This window comes from Candidatus Pelagibacter sp. (assembly GCF_052049995.1).
GTDB lineage: Bacteria > Pseudomonadota > Alphaproteobacteria > Pelagibacterales > Pelagibacteraceae > Pelagibacter.
The window spans coordinates 1-19,699 of sequence record NZ_JBNGYX010000003.1 but is presented as its reverse complement, the minus strand read 5'-3'; the positions used below and the strand labels follow the sequence as shown (position 1 = coordinate 19,699).

At 27.0% G+C, this 19,699-nt stretch carries 22 protein-coding genes; 12 read left to right on the top strand and 10 right to left on the bottom strand.

Annotated features, from left to right (window positions below; genetic code table 11):
• Positions 1-16 precede the first annotated feature (16 nt).
• From lpxD to lpxB, 4 genes are read left to right on the top strand one after another with little or no spacing between them, the layout of a single operon-like run.
• Positions 17-997 (top strand): UDP-3-O-(3-hydroxymyristoyl)glucosamine N-acyltransferase, encoded by a 981-nt coding sequence (lpxD, locus tag ACTT9Y_RS03350; RefSeq protein WP_440933004.1) that lies wholly within the window; start codon positions 17-19, stop codon positions 995-997.
• On the top strand, positions 994-1,776 hold the full coding sequence (gene lpxA, locus ACTT9Y_RS03345; protein ID WP_075484451.1) for an acyl-ACP--UDP-N-acetylglucosamine O-acyltransferase: 783 nt from the start codon (positions 994-996) through the stop codon (positions 1,774-1,776). The genes lpxD and lpxA overlap by 4 nt, the downstream gene beginning before the upstream one ends.
• A 1-nt stretch (position 1,777) precedes the next feature.
• Positions 1,778-2,563: an LpxI family protein gene (locus tag ACTT9Y_RS03340; RefSeq protein ID WP_440933003.1), complete on the top strand. Its 786-nt coding sequence runs from the start codon at positions 1,778-1,780 to the stop codon at positions 2,561-2,563.
• Positions 2,560-3,693: a lipid-A-disaccharide synthase gene (lpxB, locus tag ACTT9Y_RS03335; RefSeq protein WP_440933002.1), complete on the top strand. Its 1,134-nt coding sequence runs from the start codon at positions 2,560-2,562 to the stop codon at positions 3,691-3,693. Before ACTT9Y_RS03340 ends, lpxB begins: the two co-directional genes overlap by 4 nt.
• Here lpxB and gltX read toward each other — a convergent pair.
• The 7 genes from gltX to ACTT9Y_RS03300 form a co-directional block, all read right to left on the bottom strand.
• Positions 3,673-5,070 (bottom strand): glutamate--tRNA ligase, encoded by a 1,398-nt coding sequence (gltX, locus tag ACTT9Y_RS03330; RefSeq protein WP_440933001.1) that lies wholly within the window; start codon positions 5,068-5,070, stop codon positions 3,673-3,675. The genes lpxB and gltX overlap by 21 nt on opposite strands.
• A 22-nt stretch (positions 5,071-5,092) precedes the next feature.
• Positions 5,093-5,770: a transcriptional repressor LexA gene (lexA, locus tag ACTT9Y_RS03325; protein ID WP_440933000.1), complete on the bottom strand. Its 678-nt coding sequence runs from the start codon at positions 5,768-5,770 to the stop codon at positions 5,093-5,095.
• An 89-nt stretch (positions 5,771-5,859) separates the two neighbouring features.
• The gene (locus tag ACTT9Y_RS03320; protein ID WP_440932999.1) at positions 5,860-6,651 is read right to left on the bottom strand and encodes an indole-3-glycerol phosphate synthase TrpC; all 792 of its coding nucleotides are present in this window, start codon (positions 6,649-6,651) and stop codon (positions 5,860-5,862) included.
• Positions 6,644-7,636: an anthranilate phosphoribosyltransferase gene (gene trpD / locus ACTT9Y_RS03315; protein ID WP_440932998.1), complete on the bottom strand. Its 993-nt coding sequence runs from the start codon at positions 7,634-7,636 to the stop codon at positions 6,644-6,646. The genes ACTT9Y_RS03320 and trpD overlap by 8 nt, the downstream gene beginning before the upstream one ends.
• Positions 7,637-7,640: 4 nt before the next feature.
• Complete coding sequence (locus tag ACTT9Y_RS03310) at positions 7,641-8,207, bottom strand: anthranilate synthase component II (RefSeq protein ID WP_440932997.1); 567 nt, start codon at positions 8,205-8,207, stop codon at positions 7,641-7,643.
• Complete coding sequence (trpE, locus tag ACTT9Y_RS03305; protein WP_440933155.1) at positions 8,207-9,664, bottom strand: anthranilate synthase component I; 1,458 nt, start codon at positions 9,662-9,664, stop codon at positions 8,207-8,209. The genes ACTT9Y_RS03310 and trpE overlap by 1 nt, the downstream gene beginning before the upstream one ends.
• Entirely contained in the window at positions 9,664-11,082 is a 1,419-nt protein-coding gene (locus ACTT9Y_RS03300) for a SurA N-terminal domain-containing protein (protein ID WP_440932996.1), read from the bottom strand. Before ACTT9Y_RS03300 ends, trpE begins: the two co-directional genes overlap by 1 nt.
• Positions 11,083-11,138: 56 nt before the next feature.
• Here ACTT9Y_RS03300 and tpiA point away from each other — a divergent pair, with 56 nt between their 5' ends.
• The 8 genes from tpiA to ACTT9Y_RS03260 are packed head-to-tail and all read left to right on the top strand — an operon-like array spanning position 11,139 to position 17,590.
• Entirely contained in the window at positions 11,139-11,879 is a 741-nt protein-coding gene (tpiA, locus tag ACTT9Y_RS03295) for a triose-phosphate isomerase (RefSeq protein WP_440932995.1), read from the top strand.
• 6 nt (positions 11,880-11,885) lie between these two features.
• A complete protein-coding gene (secG, locus tag ACTT9Y_RS03290; protein WP_023853885.1) occupies positions 11,886-12,185 on the top strand; it encodes a preprotein translocase subunit SecG in 300 nt (99 codons plus the stop codon).
• Between the two features lie 44 nt (positions 12,186-12,229).
• Positions 12,230-13,846, top strand: coding sequence for a CTP synthase (locus ACTT9Y_RS03285; protein ID WP_440932994.1), 1,617 nt, complete (start codon positions 12,230-12,232; stop codon positions 13,844-13,846).
• On the top strand, positions 13,843-14,667 hold the full coding sequence (kdsA, locus tag ACTT9Y_RS03280; protein WP_440932993.1) for a 3-deoxy-8-phosphooctulonate synthase: 825 nt from the start codon (positions 13,843-13,845) through the stop codon (positions 14,665-14,667). The genes ACTT9Y_RS03285 and kdsA overlap by 4 nt, the downstream gene beginning before the upstream one ends.
• Positions 14,667-15,923, top strand: coding sequence for a phosphopyruvate hydratase (eno, locus tag ACTT9Y_RS03275; protein ID WP_440932992.1), 1,257 nt, complete (start codon positions 14,667-14,669; stop codon positions 15,921-15,923). Before kdsA ends, eno begins: the two co-directional genes overlap by 1 nt.
• A complete protein-coding gene (locus ACTT9Y_RS03270; protein WP_440932991.1) occupies positions 15,923-16,225 on the top strand; it encodes an FtsB family cell division protein in 303 nt (100 codons plus the stop codon). Before eno ends, ACTT9Y_RS03270 begins: the two co-directional genes overlap by 1 nt.
• Positions 16,215-17,135: a lipoyl synthase gene (lipA, locus tag ACTT9Y_RS03265; RefSeq protein ID WP_440932990.1), complete on the top strand. Its 921-nt coding sequence runs from the start codon at positions 16,215-16,217 to the stop codon at positions 17,133-17,135. The genes ACTT9Y_RS03270 and lipA overlap by 11 nt, the downstream gene beginning before the upstream one ends.
• A complete protein-coding gene (locus tag ACTT9Y_RS03260; RefSeq protein WP_440932989.1) occupies positions 17,135-17,590 on the top strand; it encodes a type II toxin-antitoxin system RatA family toxin in 456 nt (151 codons plus the stop codon). The genes lipA and ACTT9Y_RS03260 overlap by 1 nt, the downstream gene beginning before the upstream one ends.
• Here ACTT9Y_RS03260 and ACTT9Y_RS03255 read toward each other — a convergent pair.
• The 3 genes from ACTT9Y_RS03255 to ispF are packed head-to-tail and all read right to left on the bottom strand — an operon-like array spanning position 17,583 to position 19,635.
• Positions 17,583-18,047, bottom strand: a complete 465-nt coding sequence (locus ACTT9Y_RS03255; protein WP_440932988.1) for a CinA family protein — start codon at positions 18,045-18,047, stop codon at positions 17,583-17,585. The two genes, ACTT9Y_RS03260 and ACTT9Y_RS03255, sit on opposite strands and share 8 nt — an antisense overlap.
• Positions 18,047-18,538 carry a phosphatidylglycerophosphatase A family protein gene (locus tag ACTT9Y_RS03250; protein ID WP_440932987.1) on the bottom strand — a complete coding sequence of 164 codons (492 nt, stop codon included), beginning with the start codon at positions 18,536-18,538 and terminating at the stop codon, positions 18,047-18,049. The genes ACTT9Y_RS03255 and ACTT9Y_RS03250 overlap by 1 nt, the downstream gene beginning before the upstream one ends.
• On the bottom strand, positions 18,535-19,635 hold the full coding sequence (ispF, locus tag ACTT9Y_RS03245) for a 2-C-methyl-D-erythritol 2,4-cyclodiphosphate synthase (protein WP_440932986.1): 1,101 nt from the start codon (positions 19,633-19,635) through the stop codon (positions 18,535-18,537). Before ispF ends, ACTT9Y_RS03250 begins: the two co-directional genes overlap by 4 nt.
• Positions 19,636-19,699: the final 64 nt, after the last annotated feature.

The window sequence follows — 19,699 nt, the reverse complement described above, 5'->3', positions numbered from 1 at the left end:
TTTGGTAAAAGCAACTATGTCTAATCCTTTTTTTAAAAATCATGGTCCATTTAAAATCTCAGAAATTGTAAATTCTTTAAACATAAATATTGATAATTTACACTATAAGAAAGATATCCATGATATTAAAGATCTTGCTTCATCTACTAAAAATGACATAACTTTTTTTCATTCAAAAAAATATAAAGATGTTGCAAAAAAAACTAAAGCTTCATTTTGTTTAACCACAGAAGTTTTAAAAACAGAATTACCTAAAAGTTGTTTACCTTTGGTTGTTGACAATGTTTTAGTTTGCACTTCAAAAATTACATCAATTTTTTATCCAGATTCCATAAATGATATTTTTGATGATACTGTATCCTTAATTGATGATACTAATTTTAAGAATAAAGTTAATTATGGTAAAAATGTTTTAATTGGAAATAATGTTTCTATAGGAAACAATTGTAAAATTGGACACAACACAATTATAGAAAAAAATGTTATCATTGGGGATGATTGTTTTATTGGATCAAATAATGTTATTAGAAATACATTAGTAAAAAATAATGTTAAAATATTAGATAATTGTATAATAGGTAAACACGGTTTTGGTTTTTTTCCTATTAAAAATAAGAATTTAAGATACCCACATATTGGATTAGTAATAGTTGAAGATAATTGTGAAATTGGTTGTGGTTCCACTATCGATAGAGGATCAATGTCAAACACAATAATTGGTAAAAACACATATTTAGACAATCAAATACACATAGCTCATAATGTTAAAATTGGCGAAAATTCAATTATAGCTGGTCAAGTAGGGATAGCTGGAAGTTCCATAATTGGTAATAATGTTAAAATTGGTGGTCAAGCAGGTATATCGGGACATCTTAAAATTGGAAACAATGTTGAAATTGGAGGTGGTTCTGGAGTAATTAGAGATATTCCTGATAACACTAAAGTAATGGGCTATCCAGCAAAAAATATTAGAGAATTTTTAAGAGATAATAAATGATACACAAAACAGCTATAATTGACTCTAATGCTAAAATTTCTAAAGACGTAAGTATCGGCCCTTATACTGTTATTGGTCCAAATGTTGAAATAGGTGAGGAAACAGAAATTAAATCACATGTTAATATTACAGGGAATACTAGAATTGGAAAAAATAATATAATTTATCCATTTGCGTCAATAGGTAATGACCCTCAAGATCTTAAATTTCAAGGTGAAGAAACTAAATTAGAGATTGGTCATAATAATAAAATAAGAGAATATGTTACTATTAACCCTGGAACACGAGGCGGTGGCGGATTAACAAAAGTTGGAAATAATTGTTTGTTTATGGTTTCTGCACATATTGCTCATGATTGCTTTGTTGGAAGCAATGTAATACTAGCCAACAATGTACCACTTGGAGGTCATGCCCACATTGATGATGGTGCTATTATTGGTGGCAATTCAGCTGTTCAACAATTCACAAGAGTAGGTAAATCGGCAATGATTGGAGGCATGTGTGGTGTTGTAAGAGATATAATTCCATATGGCATTGCACATGGAAATAGAAGTATTTTACAAGGATTGAATTTAATAGGTTTAAGAAGAAAAAATATTCCAAATAAAGAAATAATGATTTTAACCGATGCTTATAAAGAAATATTTAAAAATGAAAATTTAACAGAAAATTTAAACAATCTATCAAAAGATTTTAAGAGTAATGAACTAGTAGCAGAAGTTGTTGGATTTATAGAAAAGGATAAAAAAAGACCAATATGTACACCGTTTTCAAAATAAAATGATAGGATTGTTTTTAGGTGATACTGATTTTTCAGAAATAGTTTTAAAAAAAATAAGAACAAAAAAAATTAAATATTTCATAATAGATTTTTCAAAAAGAAATAGATTTAAGAAAGATAAGAATTCATTCAGAATAAGTATTGGAAAATTTGGAACAATTATAAATTTAATTAAACAAAAAAAATGTAAAAAAGTTTTATTTGCAGGTAGGATCGCAAAACCAAATTTTTCCTCTTTACGATTAGATTTTAAAGGTATTTATTATATGCCAAGTGTAATCAGAGCCGCTAAGATAGGTGATGCAGCTATAATTAAATCAATTATAGAAATTTTAAGTAATGAAGGAATAAAAGTCATTAGCTCAATATTTTTTAATCCTGAATTATCTTTAAAGAAAGGTTGTTACACGAAACTAAAGCCAAATCATCAAGATTTAATATCAATTAAAAAAGGAAAATTTTTTTTTAATCAAACAAAAAGTTTAGACCACATCCAGGCGCTAGTAGTTAAAGGAGATAAAATTTTAGCTAAAGAAGGTAAAGAGGGAACAAAAAAAATGTTATCAACATTAAAGAAAAAATCAGATGGTATCTTAATTAAATTACCAAAAAAGAAGCAAGATTTGAGAATGGACCTTCCAACAATTGGTTTACAAACCTTTAAGGATGCTAAAAAATATGGATTACGTGGTGTAGTTTTGCAATCTAAAAAGAATATTTTTTTAGATAAACCTGAATGCATTAAATTTGCTAATAAACACAAGATATTTATTAATATAATATGAAAAAAATATTCATACTTACAGGCGAGCCTTCTGGAGACAAATTAGCTTCAACAGTCATTTCTAAGTTAAAATCTCAAAATCCTGATATTGAATATTCATCTGTCGGTGGAAATCATTTAAAAAAATTAGGTATTGAAAGTATTTTTAATTTAAATGAAATAACTTATCTAGGTTTTACAAGTATTTTGTTCAACATATTTAAAATTAGAAATAAAATTAACCATACTGTTAATGAAATAATAAAATTTAACCCCGATATATTGTTTTCTGTTGATAGCCCTGATTTTACTATGAGAGTTGCTGAGAGAGTTAAAAAAATTAATACTAATATCAAAACAATTCACTATGTAGCTCCTCAAGTTTGGATATGGAGAAAAAATAGAGTTAAAAAAATTAAAAAGTTTATTGATCATATACTTTTATTATTTGATTTTGAAAAAAAATATTTCGATGAAGAAAATATAAAAAATACTTTTGTTGGACATCCTTTAATTGAAAAAAATGAGGATAATAAAAAAATTGTAGAAAATATAATTCCTAAAGATAGAAAAATTATATCAATTTTCCCTGGAAGTAGAAAATCTGAAACAGACGTATTATTAAATATTTTAATTAATTTTATAAAACTAATGAACAAAAGACATAATGATTTTTATTTTTATTTTCATGCAACTGATGAAAACAAAAATTTAATTTTATCAGAAATTAAAAAATCTAATATTGAAAATGTAGATGTGGTTTCAGATGAAAGTATTAAATCTAAAATTTTATCTAATTCAGTTTTTGCTGTATCTAAATCTGGTACAGTTTCACTACAAATTTCTAGTTCAAATATACCATCTATAATTATTTATAAACTCAGTTTTATAAATTTTATGATATTTAAAATGTTAGTTAATGTTAAATTTGCAAATATAATTAATATTATCAATAATCGTGAAGTCATTCCTGAATTGTTACAAAGTGAATGTAATGCTGATGAAATTTATAGATCTGTAATTTATCTTTTAAAAAACCCTGACCTTATCAAAAAACAATTATCTGATTGTTCAAAAACTTTAGAAGGAATTAGATCTAAAACTTCTTCATCTGAAGAGGCTTGTCTAGTTTTAGGAAATTATCTTAGCTAGTCTTTTTAAAACCTCTTCTTTACCAAGAGAAATAATTATATCATATAATCCTGGACCAAATTTTGATCCTGTTAAACCAATCCGTATTGGCTGACCGACTCCTTTAAAATTTGTATCATTTGTTTTAATCAAATTATTTACTATAGGCTCTAAATTCTCCTTACTTATATTTGATATGGATGATAATTCTTTAATAAATTCTGAAATAATTTTTTTTGCTTTATCATCTATTAATTTAATATCATCTTCATTAAAGTTAACTTCATCATTTATGATGAATTTTGAATTATTGTAAATGTCTTCTAATGTTTTAGCCTTATTTTTTAAAAATGATAATGAGGATTTAACTTTTGTTTCTTTGTCTTTTTTAATTTCTTCTTTATAAATTTTACAATATTCGTCTAGGCATTGATAAAGATCGTTCTCATCGATTGTTTTTATATAGTGCTCATTCATTGATAATATTCTACTCATATCTAATTTTGATGGTGATTTTCCAATACCTGCTAAATTAAAGTGTTCAATGCTCTCCTCTAGAGTAAATATTTCTTTATCCTGATATGACCATCCTAGTCTGAGTAAATAATTTCTTAATGCATCAGGCATTATTCCTATTTTTGAGTAATCATCCAAAGTTGAGGCATTATCTCTTTTTGAAAGTTTCTTACCTTCAATAGTATGAATTAGTGGAATATGTGCAAATTCTGGAACATCCCAACCCATTGCCTGGTATATTTGTATTTGTTTAAAAGTATTTATCTTATGATCATCTCCTCTGATTATATGTGTCATTCCCATTTGATAATCGTCAACAGTTGCAGAAAGATTATAGGTTGGTGTTCCATCGTTTCTTAAAATTATAAAATCTTCTATTGTATTATTTTCAATTTCAACATCTCCTTGAACTAAATCATTAAGTTTAGAATTTCCCTCTATTTTACTTTTAAATCTAATTACAGGTTTAATATCTTTAGGAGCATCTTTTTCATCAGCATCTCTCCATTTTCTATTATAAATATATGGCATCTTTTTTTGCCTAGCTCTTTTTTTTTGCTCCTCTATCTCTTCAGCAGAGCAGTAGCATTTATACGCGTTGCCTTTTTTTAATAATTCATTAGCAATTTTAATGTGATCTTCTATTTTTTGTGACTGAATATATTCTTCACCATCGTGCTCAATTCCTATCCACTTTAATGAATTAATAATTTGTATTTTATGTTCCTCTTTGGATCTTTCTTTGTCAGTATCTTCAATTCTTAGGTGAAAAGTTCCTTTTTGATTTTTCGAGAACAACCAATTAAATAAGGCAGTTCTAACCCCTCCAATATGAAGAGCTCCAGTAGGGGATGGAGCAAAACGTGTTGCTACTTTAGACATCAATGTTATTTAGACTATTTTTTTAGAAGTTTCTATATAAAGATACTAAAACACCTTGAACTTTTACTCGATCAGGTCCAAAAATCTTAGTTTCATAGTTTCTATTAGCACTTTCAAGCGCCACAACTTTACCTTTTTTTCGAATTCTTTTTAACATTGCTTCATGCTCATCTATTAATGCAACAACAATTTTACCATTATCAGCAGTATCTGTTCTTTTAATAATAACAGTATCGCCTTCATGAATACCCGCTTCTATCATGGAGTCACCTTGAACTTTTAATCCAAAGTAATCACCATTTTTTTCTAAATTATTTGGTAGTGGAATTCTAGAAACCTCATTTTGTATTGCTTCAACAGGTGTTCCAGCTGCAATTTTTCCAAGTACTGGTACTTCTACTTCATCTGAATCAGTTTGTTCTTCATCTAATCCACCTTTAATCACACTAGGTGAAAAGCTATTATAAATATCATTGGCAGAAGCTGTTTCTGGCAATTTAATTACCTCTAAAGCTCTTGCTTTGTGAGCTAATCTTTTTATAAAACCTCTTTCTTCTAAAGCACTAATCAATCTATGAATACCTGATTTAGATTTTAAATTAAGAGACTGTTTCATCTCTTCATATGAAGGAGATACGCCTGAACTTCTCAACTTCTTGTTGATAAATAAAAGTAGGTTTTTTTGTTTTTTTGTTAGCATAAGAACAAATATCGTACAAACAATGTTCTATAAAAGTTCTTTTAAATTAACAATACTAAAAAAAACTAGTAAAATAGGGCTTTATTTGACTATAAAACTGAAAATATAGAATTTTTATCTAAGTTTTTCAAAAGTGATTCACCAATTAAAAAAGTGTTAATTGATGTTTTGTTATTAAGCTCTAATAGCTCTTCTTTATTCTTAATTCCACTTTCAGATATTAAAGGACCTTTGTGACTTTTTACAACATCATAAATATCATAAGTTGTATTTATATCAGTTTTAAGTGTTTTTAAATTTCTATTGTTTATTCCAATTAATGCATCTTTAAAATTCAATGCTTTTTTAGCTTCTTCCACTGTATGAACTTCAACTATAACCGACATATTGTATTTCATAGCTTCATCATATAATTCAGAAGCAAGATCATCTGAAACCCCAGCTAAAATAATTAAAATAGCATCAGCGCCATAACTTTTTGCCAAAGGTATTTGAAATTTATCGATAAAAAAATCCTTACACAATATAGGTAAATTTATTTTATCTTTTATTTTGCTTATGTGAATTAAATTTCCTAAAAAATAATCTTCTTCTGTTAAAACTGAAAGGCAAGTTGCCTTATTATTTAAATAAATCTGAGCAATATCTACAGGATTATAATCATCAATTATTATACCTGCTGAAGGACTTGCTTTTTTAATTTCAGCAATAATTGAAGTTTTATTATTTTTTATATTATTTTCTATTTTCTCTTTAAAATTAATATAGCTGTTGTTTTTATTAATTAATTCATCCAAAGTTTTAAGATCTAGAGATTTTTTTAAATTATCAACTTTTTCAATTTTCTTTTGAATGATATTTTGAAGTATATTTTCAGACATTTTGAATTTTTTCTAGATGTAAAAAAGTTTTTCCAGAAAGGATAAATTCTCTTGTGTAATTATATGCTTCAGAAAAGTCTGAAAATTTTTCTCCAACAATTAAACCTGCTGCAGCATTTAAACAAACTGCTTTTGAAAAGTCATTATCTTTACCTTTAAAAATTTCAATCATCTTATCAGCATTAAATTTTGCATCATCACCCACTAGATTTTTAAAATTATCTGCATTAACCCCTAAAGCATTTGGATCTATTTTTTTTTCAGATATTTGACCATCTTTTAATTGAATAACATTAGTGATTGCATATGGAGATATTTCATCTAATCCATCCTCGCTATTTACTATCCAAGCAAATTTTAAATTTAAATTTTTAAGTCCTTCTGCAAAAATTTTTAATAATTTTTTATCAAAAACTCCTACAACTTGCCTTTCAACAAGTGCTGGATTACTTAATGGACCAATCATATTAAAAATGGTTCTTTTTCCAATTTTCTTTCTTACGGGTCCTACAAATCTCATCGCACTATGATAATTTGGTGCAAACATAAAACCAAAATTGTTGGTATTAATTTCTTTTTCTATGTCCTCAGGTACTAAATCAATTTTAATTTTAAGAGCTTCTAAAACATCACCGGACCCACATTTCGAGGAAACAGCTTTATTGCCATGCTTAGCAACTTTTGTACCCATACTAGATAAAAGTAGGGCAGATGCAGTTGAAATATTGAGGGTATTCATACCATCACCGCCAGTACCACAAGTATCAATACAATCACTTACATTTACTCGTTTTGATTTTTCTCTCAGAACAAAAACTCCACCTGCTATTTCATCTGAAACTTCACCTTTTTCAGACAGCAAAGTTAAAAAGTCAAAAATTTCATTATCACTGGCTTTTCCTGTCATTAATATTTCAAAAGCAGTTTTACTTTCTTCAAAAGTTAAATCTTGTTTATTTTTAAGTTTTTCTAAAATTTGATCCATAAATTTAATTGTTAATAAAGTTTTTAAGAATTTTCATTCCAAACTTAGTTTTAATACTTTCAGGATGGAATTGTACACCATGAATATTAAATTTTTTATGTTGTACACCCATTATAATCCCATCTTCTGTCTCTGCTGTAATCTCTAGATCTTTTGATAAGGTTTTTTTATCAATTACCAAACTATGGTATCTGGTAGCTTCAAATATATTTGGGAGGTTTTTTAAAATACCGATTTTTTTGGATTTAATTTTGCTTGTTTTGCCATGCATTAACTTTCTTGCTTGAACAATTTTTGATCCAAAAACTTGTCCAATTATCTGATGACCTAAACATACTCCTAAAAAAGGTAATTCTTTGTATAATGATTTTAATATTTTTATACAATTGCCAGATTGATTTGGGTTGCCTGGTCCTGGTGAAATAACAATTTTATCATATTTCTTTTTAATGATTTCTTTAGAATTGATTTTATCATTTCTAACTACATCAACTTTAACATTTAATGAGGAGATATAGTGATACAAATTAAAAGTAAAACTATCGTAATTATCTATTAATAATACTTTCATTATCTTAAGGCATTAATTAAAGCTTTTGCTTTATTAACTGTTTCCTCATATTCATTTTTAGGCTTACTATCTGCAACTATACCTGCACCTGCTTGAACATAAAATTTTTTATTTTTAGCAACTGCAGTTCTTAAGGCTATGCATGTATCAAATTCTCCATTTGCAGAAAAATATCCAATTCCACCTGCATAAACTTTTCTTTTTGTTGTTTCTAATTCATCTATAATTTCCATAGCTCTAATTTTTGGAGCCCCAGAAACAGTACCTGCTGGAAAACCAGCTAAGAGCGATTTAAATTTTGAAAATTTTTTATTATATTCCCCAACTACATTTGAAACTATATGCATAACATGAGAATATCTCTCAATAATGAAGCTTTCTGTAACTTTTACCGAATTTATCTTTGAGACTTTACCAGCATCATTTCTACCCAAATCAAGTAACATCAAATGCTCTGAAAGTTCTTTTTTATCTTTAAGAAGGTCTTTTTCATAAAATAGATCTTCTTTTTTAGTTTTACCCCTTGGTCTAGTTCCTGCAATTGGTCTTACAGTAATTTTATTATCCCTAAGTCTCACAAGTATTTCAGGACTTGCGCCAATTATTTGAAAATCGTCAAAATTGAAGAAAAACATAAAAGGAGAAGGGTTCGTTACTCTTAGTTTTTTATAAATATCTAATGGTTTCTTTGTTAATTTTGCCTCAAATCTTTGGCTTAAAACAACCTGAAAAATATCTCCTAATTTAATATATTTTTTTGCCTTATTAACCATTGATAAAAATTTATTTTTTGAAGTGTTAGATTTTACTTTTATATTTTTTGATTTTTGAATTATTTTTTTATCAATATTTTTGATTGATGACTGAATGAGTAATTTAAATAAATCAGATTTAATTTCTTCATATTTATTTTTATAGTTTTTAATTTTTTCATCTTTAAAAATGTTAGATATGTAAAAAATTTCTTTTTTTAAATTATCATGAATGACTAAAGTTCTTGGACGTAGAAGCCTTACATCTGGCAAATTAAGATCGTTTTTACAATTATTTGGAATTTTTTCTATGTATCTGATTGAATCATAAGAAAAATATCCAGAGATTAATGAGCAAATGTTAGGTAAATTTTTGGGAGTTTCAAATTTAAAATCTTCAATGATTTTTTCAATTAATTTATTTGGTTTATCATTTAATTTCCTTTTTTTATTTGTTTGAATTAGATAAGAATTATTATTATTAAATTCCCAAATTTTATCAGGATTTTTACCAAATATCGTATATCTACCTTTGATTTTACCTTTTTCTACAGACTCAAATATAAAGCTGTTTTTTTCCTCTAGGAAATTATCAATTAAATTTAATACTTCCTCATCATTTTTTACTTTCTTTTTAGTAAAGATGATTTGATTTTTTTTGCTTCTATGTCGAAACTTAAAATCTTTGAAGCTTCGATTAATAATCATTTGAAATAATTTTTAACTCTATCAATAGTTTTTTGATTTAATTGAACTTGATATTTATCATTAAGTAATAGATCATACGATTGTAAGATACTTTTTCTATTATTTGTATTTTGGCTATTTACAAATTTAAGATACTTTTCATCGGTTTTGTTAAATGAATTTTTATTTGTTCTAGTAATTTTTACTAAATAAATTTTATCTTCTTTGTTTACTAGTGCAAAAGAGTTTACAGGTAACGCATAAAGCATTTTTACTGAATTAATATCAATGAGCTTGTCGTCTTCTATAGAATTAATAGAAGAATATTCCTTATTTGATCCTGCTAGTTCTTCAAATCTTGAATTATCGAATTTCTTTTTTTGAATTTCTTCAATAATTTCTTTGTTGTAATCAAATTTACCTTTTTGATAAATAAACTCAACTATTTCTTCTTTAATGATTTCATCATTTAAATCTGGAGCTCGATCATATTGATTACTAATATTATAAAGTAAAAAGTTGTCACCACTTTCTATCAAGTCTATTTTTGATGCTTTCTTAGAATAAATAAGATCTTCATTAATTTGTTTATTAGAGCTAGGTGCAAACTCATTTACTTCAATAATTTCAACATCTATATCTTCTAATATAGTTTCAAATGTAATCCCTTGAGAAATTTTGTTCTCAACTGAATCAATTTCATCAAAAAACTCTTGGTTAAATTCTTCTATACCAATTAGATTTTTTGGATTTAAAATCACATACTTAAAATCTATATATTCTCTTTTTAATTGATCTTTATTTTCATCAATAAATGCTTCAATTTCATTTGTTGTGTAATCATTTTTTGTTTTATACAGATTTTCCATATCAAAATACTCAATATCCAAAGATTTATTATTTTCTTCAAACTTTTTTTCTATCAAAAAATTTGGTGTTATTGTTCCAGCACCAATAAAATCAAATAAATGTTTCTGTAATTCTCTATTTTTTAATTGCAATTCAAACATTGCAGCTGACAAGTTGTTGGAGAGTAAAAATTTTTCATATTTAATTCTTTGAAAAGTACCGTTTTCATCATGGAAATTTTTATTTTCTTTAATGTTTTTAAGTATGGTTCTTTCATTAATTGAAAGATCAAAGTCTTTAATTTCTAAATCAATCAATGTAGTTGAAATTAATCCTGATAACAATTCCTCAATAATATTGTTATCTAAATTATCTCGAATAGCTTCTTGTGAAATTCCACTTTGATTCACATAGTCAATAAAATCTTGGGTTGTTACATTTGTTTTATTTATTTTTGCAATATTGTTTTGATTGTTTGTACTAAACCCACCGCCAAAACCACCAAAACCAAAAGCGATGATGATTATGACAATTAACACCAATCCACCAAGTTGTTTCCAGCCTAAGTTTTTTAATTTTTCAATCATAGCGTTATAAATTTATTGATCTGTAAAAAACAAATCTATAGATTAAAAAGTCAATTATGACAAATAAATATATGTATTTTGTAGCTAATTGGAAAATGTTTGGTGATTTAAGAACTCTAAATTCGCTTGATAAAGTAATAAAGTTTTCAAAAAATAATAAAAAAAATAAGTTTAAAATAGTTTATTGCCCACCAAATACATTAATTCGTCCATTATCAAGAAGACTTAAAAAAACAAAAATAGAGGTTGGTGCCCAAAACTGTCATCACAGCTATGACTACGGTGCGCACACTGGCCAAGTAAATTCTAACATGCTTAAAAATGTTGGAGCAAAGTATGTTATTTTGGGACATTCAGAAAATAGACAACTAGGTGAGACAGATAATTTAATTAATTTAAAAATAAAAAGTGCAGTTAAATCAGGTCTCAAAATTATATTTTGTATTGGCGAAACCTTGAAAGAAAGAAGACAAAAAAAAACTAATCAAATTTTGAAAAGACAAATTGAAAAAGGATTAAAATCGATAAAGAATAAATCCAAAATTATTATAGCCTACGAACCGGTATGGTCTATTGGTACAGGTGTAATTCCAAAAGAAGCTGATTTAAACAAAACTATTTCATTTATTAAAAGTAGATTTATTAAAAATTATCCAAAAATTTTATATGGTGGATCTGTAAACACTAATAACGTAAGTATATTAAAAAAAATTCCCAACATTGATGGTTTTTTGATAGGAGGCGCATCACAAATTTCAAAGAAATTTATTGATATAATTCAAAAAACCATTAATTAGACCCAAATGGAAACTTTATTATTAGTAATCAACATCATACTTGCAGTTATTTTAGTTCTTTTGGTTTTATTGCAAAAATCAGAGGGAGGTGCTCTTGGTATTGGAGTTTCCCAAGAAAATTTTATGTTATCTAGATCAGCAGGCAGCTTCATGACAAAAGCCACTGCAATTGTAGCAACACTTTTTATTATTTGTAGTCTGGCTCTAACAATAATTTCTAGAGCAGAACTTACTCCCACGGGGTCAGTATTGGATACAGTTGAGGAAAAAACTGAAGACACGCCTTCAATTCCGGAAAACAATTAATTAATCCTTTTCAATTCATTTTTTATTCGCTATAAGATACTTCCATGGCGCGATATATATTTGTCACTGGCGGCGTGGTTTCCTCCCTTGGTAAAGGTCTTTCTTCTGCATCCCTTGCTTATTTATTACAATCAAGAGGTTACAAAGTTCGTTTAAGAAAATTAGACCCATATCTAAATGTCGATCCAGGAACAATGAGTCCATTTCAACATGGTGAAGTTTTTGTAACAGACGATGGTGCTGAAACAGATTTAGATCTAGGTCACTATGAAAGATTTTCTGGCGTTACTGCAAAAAAAACCGATAACATCACAACTGGAAAAATTTATAGCGATGTTCTTAAAAAAGAAAGAAAAGGTCAGTATTTAGGTAAAACTGTTCAAGTAATTCCTCATATCACAGATAGAATTAAAGAATTTATAAAACACGATACATCTAAAGAAGATTTTGTAATTTGTGAAATAGGAGGAATAGTAGGTGATATAGAAAGTTTACCGTTTGTAGAAGCGATAAGACAATTTTCCAATGATATTGGTAAAAAAAATGCATTATTTATTCATTTAACTTTAGTTCCTTATTTAAAAGCATCGGATGAAATAAAAACAAAACCAACACAACACTCAGTTAAAGAATTAAGAAGCATTGGTATTCAACCTGATATTATTATTTGTAGATCAGAAAGACCTATACCTTTAGACCATAGAAAAAAAATATCTTTGTTCTGTAATGTTGATATTAAAAATGTAATTGAAACTGTTGATGTTAAAACTATTTATGAGGCTCCGATTAGTTTTTTCAATCAAAAATTAGATATTCAAGTTTTAAATTATTTTAAATTAAAAACAAAAAAACCTGCAAATTTGAATCCTTGGAAAAAAATAACTAAAATTACTCTTAATACTAAAAGACATGTTAACATTGCAATTATTGGAAAATACGTTGAATTAAAAGATGCTTATAAATCTTTAGATGAAGCACTTACTCATGGAGGAATATCCAATAATCTTAAAGTTAATTTGGTTAGAATAGATTCTGAAAAATTAAAAGTTTCAGAAATAAAAAATAAACTTAAAAATGTTTCAGGAATTCTAATTCCAGGTGGGTTTGGTAAAAGGGGAACTGAGGGTAAAATTGAGGCGATAAGATATGCAAGAATAAATAAAATTCCATTCCTAGGAATTTGTTATGGAATGCAAATGGCGATAATTGAATTTGCTAGAAATCAATTAAAGATTAAAAAAGCAACTTCTTCTGAGTTTGATAAAGGCGGTGTCCATATTATTGGCTTGATGCATGAATGGGAAAAAAGTGGAAGAAAAATTAAAGGAACAGATAAAGACTTAGGAGGCACCATGAGACTTGGTTCTTATGATGCAATTTTAAAAGATAAATCTAAAATTAGAGATATTTATAAATCTAGATTAATCAAAGAGAGACATAGACATAGATATGAAGTGGATATTTCATATAAAGAAAAATTTGAGAAGAAAGGATTAATATTTTCAGGTTTATCTCCAGATCATAAGCTTCCAGAGATAGTAGAACTTAAAAATCATCCTTGGTTTATAGGAGTTCAGTTTCATCCTGAATTTAAATCTAGACCTTTGAACCCACATCCTTTATTCTCTTCTTTTATCAAAGCAGCAAAAAATCATAGATGAGTGCGATTAAAGTAAATTGTGAAAATATAGAAATTTCAAACAATAATAAGATTTGTATTATTGCAGGTCCATGTCAGTTAGAGACAGAACAGCATGCAATGGATATGGCTGGAAAAATTAAGGAAATTACTTCAAAATTTGGCCTTGGATTTATTTACAAAACCTCATTTGATAAAGCGAACAGAACTAGTTTAAAAGGCAAAAGGGGAGCAGGGTTAGATGCATCACTTCCTGTATTTGATAAAATTAAAAAGGAATTGAATGTCCCTATTTTAACAGACATTCATAATGCTGAACAATGTGAAATTGTTTCAAAACATGTTGATGTTTTACAAATCCCAGCTTTTCTATGTCGACAAACAGACTTATTAATTGCTGCAGCTAAAACAAATAAAATTATTAATGTAAAAAAAGGTCAGTTCCTAGCACCTTGGGATATGGTGAATGTAACTAAAAAAATTTCAGACTCAGGAAATAAAAATATCCTAGTCACAGAAAGAGGTGCAAGTTTTGGATATAACACTTTAGTCTCAGACATGAGATCATTACCTATAATGGCAAAGAATGGTTATCCAGTAATTTTCGATGCAACTCATTCTGTTCAACAACCAGGTGGCCAAGGTGAATCCTCTGGTGGTCAAAGAGAATTTGTTGAATATTTAGCAAGAGCTGCAGTTGCGGTTGGAGTTGCAGGTGTATTTATTGAAACACATCAAGATCCTGATAATGCTCCATCAGATGGACCAAACATGGTACCATTGAATAAATTAGAGAATCTATTAAAACAATTACACGATATTGATAATCTAATTAAAAAATAGTGAGTAAAATTTTAAAAGTAAAAGCACGTCAAGTTTTTGACAGTAGAGGAAATCCAACAGTAGAGGCTGAAGTTTATATAAAAAATAATAGCGCATCTGCTATTTGTCCTTCAGGTGCTTCCACAGGAACTTTTGAAGCTTTTGAAAAAAGAGATAAAAATAATAAACGGTATTTAGGAAAAAGTGTTTTAAATGCAGTTAACTTAGTTAACACAAAGATTTCAAAAAAATTAAAAGGACAAAGTATCCATAATCAAGAAAGAATTGATGCTTTGTTAATTAACTTAGATGGTACAAGACAAAAAACTAACTTAGGAGCTAATGCGATGTTAGCAGTTTCTATGGCTGCTAAAAAACTGTCCGCTAAAGCAAAAAAATTACCTTTGTACAAAACTTTTTCTCAAAAAAATAACTTTCAATTACCCTATCCATTAATGAACATTATTAATGGTGGAGCGCATGCAAATAATGGTCTTAGAATTCAAGAGTTTATGATCAGACCGGATCGAGCAAAAAGTTTTTCTGATGCAATGCGGATTTGTTTTGTAGTTATTAAAAACCTAAGTAAATTAATTAAAGCTAAGGGTTTATCAACTTCTGTAGGTGATGAAGGTGGGTTTGCACCTATGATCAGTAGCAATAACCAAGCTTTAGATTTAATAGTGAGTGCAATTAAAAAATCAGGATTTATTAATGGAAAAGATGTTTCTATTTGTCTAGATGTGGCTGCTAATGAGTTATATAAAAAGAACAAATACTCAATTCATTCAAAAAGTTATATTTCAGTAGATAAATCCATTAAAGAATATCAAAAAATTATTAAAAAATATAAAATTAAGTCTATTGAGGACCCATTTGCCGAAAATGATTGGTTGGCATGGAATAAATTAATGAAATCAATAAAAAAAGTTCAGATCGTAGGAGATGATTTATATGTAACAAATCTTGAAAGATTAAAGAAAGGTTTCTTAAATATTTCCTCTAATTCTATCTTAATAAAGCTCAATCAAATTGGTACTGTTTCAGAAACTCTTGATGTAATTAAATTTGCACAAACCATTGGATATAAAACAATTATATCTCACCGATCAGGTGATAGTGAGGATACGTTTATTGCTGATTTAGCAGTTGGTACTAATTCAAATCAAATTAAAACCGGGTCTTTAGCTAGATCTGAAAGGGTTGCTAAATATAATCAATTAATCCGTATTGAAGAAGAACTTGGAAAAAAAGCGAGGATGAATAAGATTAATTAATGCTTCGATTAATAAAAAGAAATTATTTTTTATTAATATCTGTTTTTCTTATTTTCTACTTTGGTTTTAATTTAGTTTCAGGAGAAAGAGGTCTTTTTTCTTATATAGAAAAAAAAGAACTTTTGTCTAACTTGAAAAAAGAAGAATTAACCCTAATTAGTAAAATAGAAGATATGGATCATAAAAATTCACTTCTAAGCACTAATTTAGATCTTGATTATATTGAGACTTTAATTAGAGAACGATTTTTGTTTGGTAAAAAAAATGAGACCATTTATATAATTAAAAAAGATGAAAAGTAGACATCCAGAAAAAGAAAACAAACCGGTTAATCCAATTAAAAAAAAACCTGAATGGATTAGATCAAAACTTACAAATAGTAAGGAATTTTTTTTAACTAAAACAATAGTAAATAATAATAATCTTGTAACTGTTTGTCAGGAAGCTAACTGTCCTAATATAACTGAATGTTGGAGTAAGCGACATGCAACTTTTATGATTATGGGAGACACTTGTACAAGAGCTTGTGCTTTTTGTGATGTTAAAACTGGTGTACCAGGAAAATTAGATCAACTTGAACCAGTTAAGATTGCAGAAGCAGTAAAAAAATTAAATTTAAAACACGTTGTAATTACCTCAGTGGATAGAGATGATTTAGATGATGGTGGATCAGAACATTTCTTTGAAGTGATTAATCAAATTAGAAAATCAAACCCAAATACTACTATTGAAGTTCTTACACCTGATTTTTTAAGAAAAGGAGATGCATATAAAAAGGTTTTAGATGCTAAACCAGATGTTTTTAATCATAATATTGAAACTGTCCCCAGTCTATATTTAAAAGTTCGACCTGGATCTAGATACTTTGCATCTTTAGAACTTTTGAAAAATGCAAAAAAAGTTAATAAAAATATTTTTACCAAATCTGGAATAATGGTTGGCTTAGGGGAGGCAAGAGAAGAAATTTTACAAGTCATGGATGATTTGAGAGCTGCAGATGTTGATTTCATAACGATCGGTCAGTATTTACAACCTTCTACCAAACATTATCCATTAGATCGATATTACACACCTAAAGAATTTGAAGATTTAGGAACAATAGCAAAAGCTAAAGGATTTTTGTTAGTTTCTTCATCCCCTTTAACAAGATCCTCATATCATGCTGACGAAGATTTTGCGAAACTTCAACAAAACAGATTAAAAAATAATTAATGCCAAAAGCATCAGTTAAGCGATTAATTGATAATAGAAAAGAAAAGCTAATTGAGTTTGTTTTAGATATTGAAAAATACCCAGAATTTATTCCTTTCTGTGATAATTCAAAAGTTTATGAGAGAATTGATAATGGGGATACAATAAATATAATTGCTGATCTAACAATAGGTAAAGGACCGTTTAAAGATACATTTAAAAGTGACGTTAAATTAAATAAAAAAACTGATCATATTCATGTGGTTAATTTAGGTGGACCATTAAATCATTTAGAAAATAATTGGAAATTTATTGAAGTAGGAAATGATACCGATGGGTACAAAACAGAAGTTTATTTTGATATTGATTTTGAAATAGAAAATAAGTTTTTAAATATTTTAATGACTAAATCTTTTCAATTTGGTTTGGAAAAGATAGCAGACGCGTTTCAAAAAAGAGCTGAAAGTATTAAATAATTTTACTGATTATCTTAATTACATTACGAACCGTTGATTTTTGAATTGAATTTCGATTTTTTGATTTAAATTTATTTTCTTTAATAAACAGAGCTTTACCTTTTTTTACACCAATATAAACAAGACCAACTGGTTTTTCTTTTGATCCACCGCCTGGACCAGCAATTCCTGTTATCGATACGTTGATTTTACTCTTTGAAATTTTAGATAAATTTTGAACCATTGCCTTACAACACTCATTGCTTACCGCACCATATTTTTTAATGATATTTTTATTTACTTTTAATATCTTTATTTTAGCTTGATTAGAGTAAGTGGTCAGACCCATTTGAAAGTATTTTGATGAATTAGCTAATTTGGTGAAATTATGAGCCAGTAATCCACCTGTACAAGACTCAGCTAAGGATATAGTTAATTTTTTTTTAATTAATTTTTTATGAAGTAATTGAATACTCATTAGAATTTTAAGCTTATTAAATATATTAATATCATCGAATATAATCCTGCCATTATATCATCCATAATTATTCCAAAATAGTTCTTAAAGTTTTTATCAAAATAACTTACTGGAAAAGGTTTTAGGATGTCAAAAAATCTAAAAAAGACAAAAGATAAAATATAATAAATTTCAATGGAAATACTTATTTGATTAGTTTGATTTAAATACAGCAATAAAATTAAAGGCATGGATTGACCTAAAACTTCATCAATTACTATTTGTCTTGGATCTTTATTTTTAAATTCAGTTTCTGAGTCTTTTACGGCATAAAATGAATAAAAGAACAAAAGTATAAAAAAAATAATTGAAAATTTTAGATCTGTGTAACCTAAAATTTCATAAGCAATATAAATAAAAACAGTCGTTACAGCAGAAGTTACTGTTCCAGGAACTTTGGTTAAATATCCATAACCAAAAAAAGTTGATAACAAAACATTTATTTTTTTCATTGCGTAATAGAGCAAATAACTTCACAAGCTATTGCTTTTTCCTTTCCGATTAATCCAAGTTTTTCTACTGTTTTACCTTTTAGATTAATTAATTCTTTATCAATATTTAATAAATTAGATAGAGATTTGATTATTTTATCACGATGCTTTGAAACTTTTGGTTGTTCACATATTAAATTTATATCTAAATTGTTTATATAAAAATCATTATTATTTAATATTTCAACAATAGGCTTAAGCATTTTATGGGATCTAATATTTTTATATCTTTTTTGATTATCCGGAAAAAAGGTACCAATATCTTTTTTTCTCATAGCTCCAAGAAGAGAATCGATTATTGAATGAATAATCACATCTCCATCTGAGTGTCCTTTAAGTCCTGAGTGATAAGGGATTTTTATTCCACCTAAAAAAAGTTTTTTTCCTCTTATTAATCTATGGAAATCAAAACCAATACCAAAATAAGTTTTATTAGTTGCAATATCTTCTTTAAATGTAATTTTGTAATTTAAATTTTCTCCTTTAATAAATTTAACTTTTAAATTATTTTCAATAAACAATGTTGCTTCATCAGTTATTTTTTTTTTTTGTTTATTTGAAAGACTATATAAATCTTTAAATTTAAAAGCCTGAGGTGTTTGAGTCAAAATTAAATTATTTCGGTTCAAGTTAAAAAGTTGGTTTTTAATTTTGTATTTAATAGAATCTTTTGAATTCATAGAAGGAATTACTGCTTTATTGTTTTTAAGTGACTTAATTAGATTTCTTAAAAGATTGATTGTAAAATTTGGTCTGGCAGCATCGTGAATTAGAACATTATTAGGTTTAAATTTTTTAATATATTTTAAAGCTATTAAAGATGAATCAGATCTTTCTTTACCACCTTTTATAATTGATATATTTTTAGGAAATTTTTCTTTAATATTTTTTTTATTGTTTACGACCAATATAATTTTTTTAAACAGCTTTGATTTTATTGCTTTTTCTAAAGAATGTTTAAAAAGAGCCTTGTTTTTATAAATATTGAATTGCTTTGGTTTTTTTGAATTAAATCTTTTGCTTTGTCCCGATGCTAGTATTATAAAATAATTATTCATTTATATGGTAGTTTTTATTATCAAATGTACGAATTTATTAAAAAAAATATATATCTAATAATAT

Excerpts from the sequence above, each read along its gene's own strand:
- kdsA (WP_440932993.1), top strand. The coding sequence starts at position 13,843 with ATGAGTGCGATTAAAGTAAATTGTGAAAATATAGAAATTTCAAACAAT.
- ACTT9Y_RS03320 (WP_440932999.1), bottom strand. The coding sequence starts at position 6,651 with ATGTCTGAAAATATACTTCAAAATATCATTCAAAAGAAAATTGAAAAA.
- gltX (WP_440933001.1), bottom strand. The coding sequence starts at position 5,070 with ATGTCTAAAGTAGCAACACGTTTTGCTCCATCCCCTACTGGAGCTCTT.
- ACTT9Y_RS03250 (WP_440932987.1), bottom strand. The coding sequence starts at position 18,538 with ATGAAAAAAATAAATGTTTTGTTATCAACTTTTTTTGGTTATGGATAT.
- ACTT9Y_RS03300 (WP_440932996.1), bottom strand. The coding sequence starts at position 11,082 with ATGATTGAAAAATTAAAAAACTTAGGCTGGAAACAACTTGGTGGATTG.
- tpiA (WP_440932995.1), top strand. The coding sequence starts at position 11,139 with ATGACAAATAAATATATGTATTTTGTAGCTAATTGGAAAATGTTTGGT.
- ispF (WP_440932986.1), bottom strand. The coding sequence starts at position 19,635 with ATGAATAATTATTTTATAATACTAGCATCGGGACAAAGCAAAAGATTT.
- trpD (WP_440932998.1), bottom strand. The coding sequence starts at position 7,636 with ATGGATCAAATTTTAGAAAAACTTAAAAATAAACAAGATTTAACTTTT.
- lpxB (WP_440933002.1), top strand. The coding sequence starts at position 2,560 with ATGAAAAAAATATTCATACTTACAGGCGAGCCTTCTGGAGACAAATTA.
- ACTT9Y_RS03285 (WP_440932994.1), top strand. The coding sequence starts at position 12,230 with ATGGCGCGATATATATTTGTCACTGGCGGCGTGGTTTCCTCCCTTGGT.
- lipA (WP_440932990.1), top strand. The coding sequence starts at position 16,215 with ATGAAAAGTAGACATCCAGAAAAAGAAAACAAACCGGTTAATCCAATT.
- ACTT9Y_RS03255 (WP_440932988.1), bottom strand. The coding sequence starts at position 18,047 with ATGAGTATTCAATTACTTCATAAAAAATTAATTAAAAAAAAATTAACT.
- ACTT9Y_RS03310 (WP_440932997.1), bottom strand. The coding sequence starts at position 8,207 with ATGAAAGTATTATTAATAGATAATTACGATAGTTTTACTTTTAATTTG.
- secG (WP_023853885.1), top strand. The coding sequence starts at position 11,886 with ATGGAAACTTTATTATTAGTAATCAACATCATACTTGCAGTTATTTTA.
- ACTT9Y_RS03260 (WP_440932989.1), top strand. The coding sequence starts at position 17,135 with ATGCCAAAAGCATCAGTTAAGCGATTAATTGATAATAGAAAAGAAAAG.
- ACTT9Y_RS03340 (WP_440933003.1), top strand. The coding sequence starts at position 1,778 with ATGATAGGATTGTTTTTAGGTGATACTGATTTTTCAGAAATAGTTTTA.
- ACTT9Y_RS03270 (WP_440932991.1), top strand. The coding sequence starts at position 15,923 with ATGCTTCGATTAATAAAAAGAAATTATTTTTTATTAATATCTGTTTTT.
- lpxD (WP_440933004.1), top strand. The coding sequence starts at position 17 with ATGTCTAATCCTTTTTTTAAAAATCATGGTCCATTTAAAATCTCAGAA.
- lexA (WP_440933000.1), bottom strand. The coding sequence starts at position 5,770 with ATGCTAACAAAAAAACAAAAAAACCTACTTTTATTTATCAACAAGAAG.
- lpxA (WP_075484451.1), top strand. The coding sequence starts at position 994 with ATGATACACAAAACAGCTATAATTGACTCTAATGCTAAAATTTCTAAA.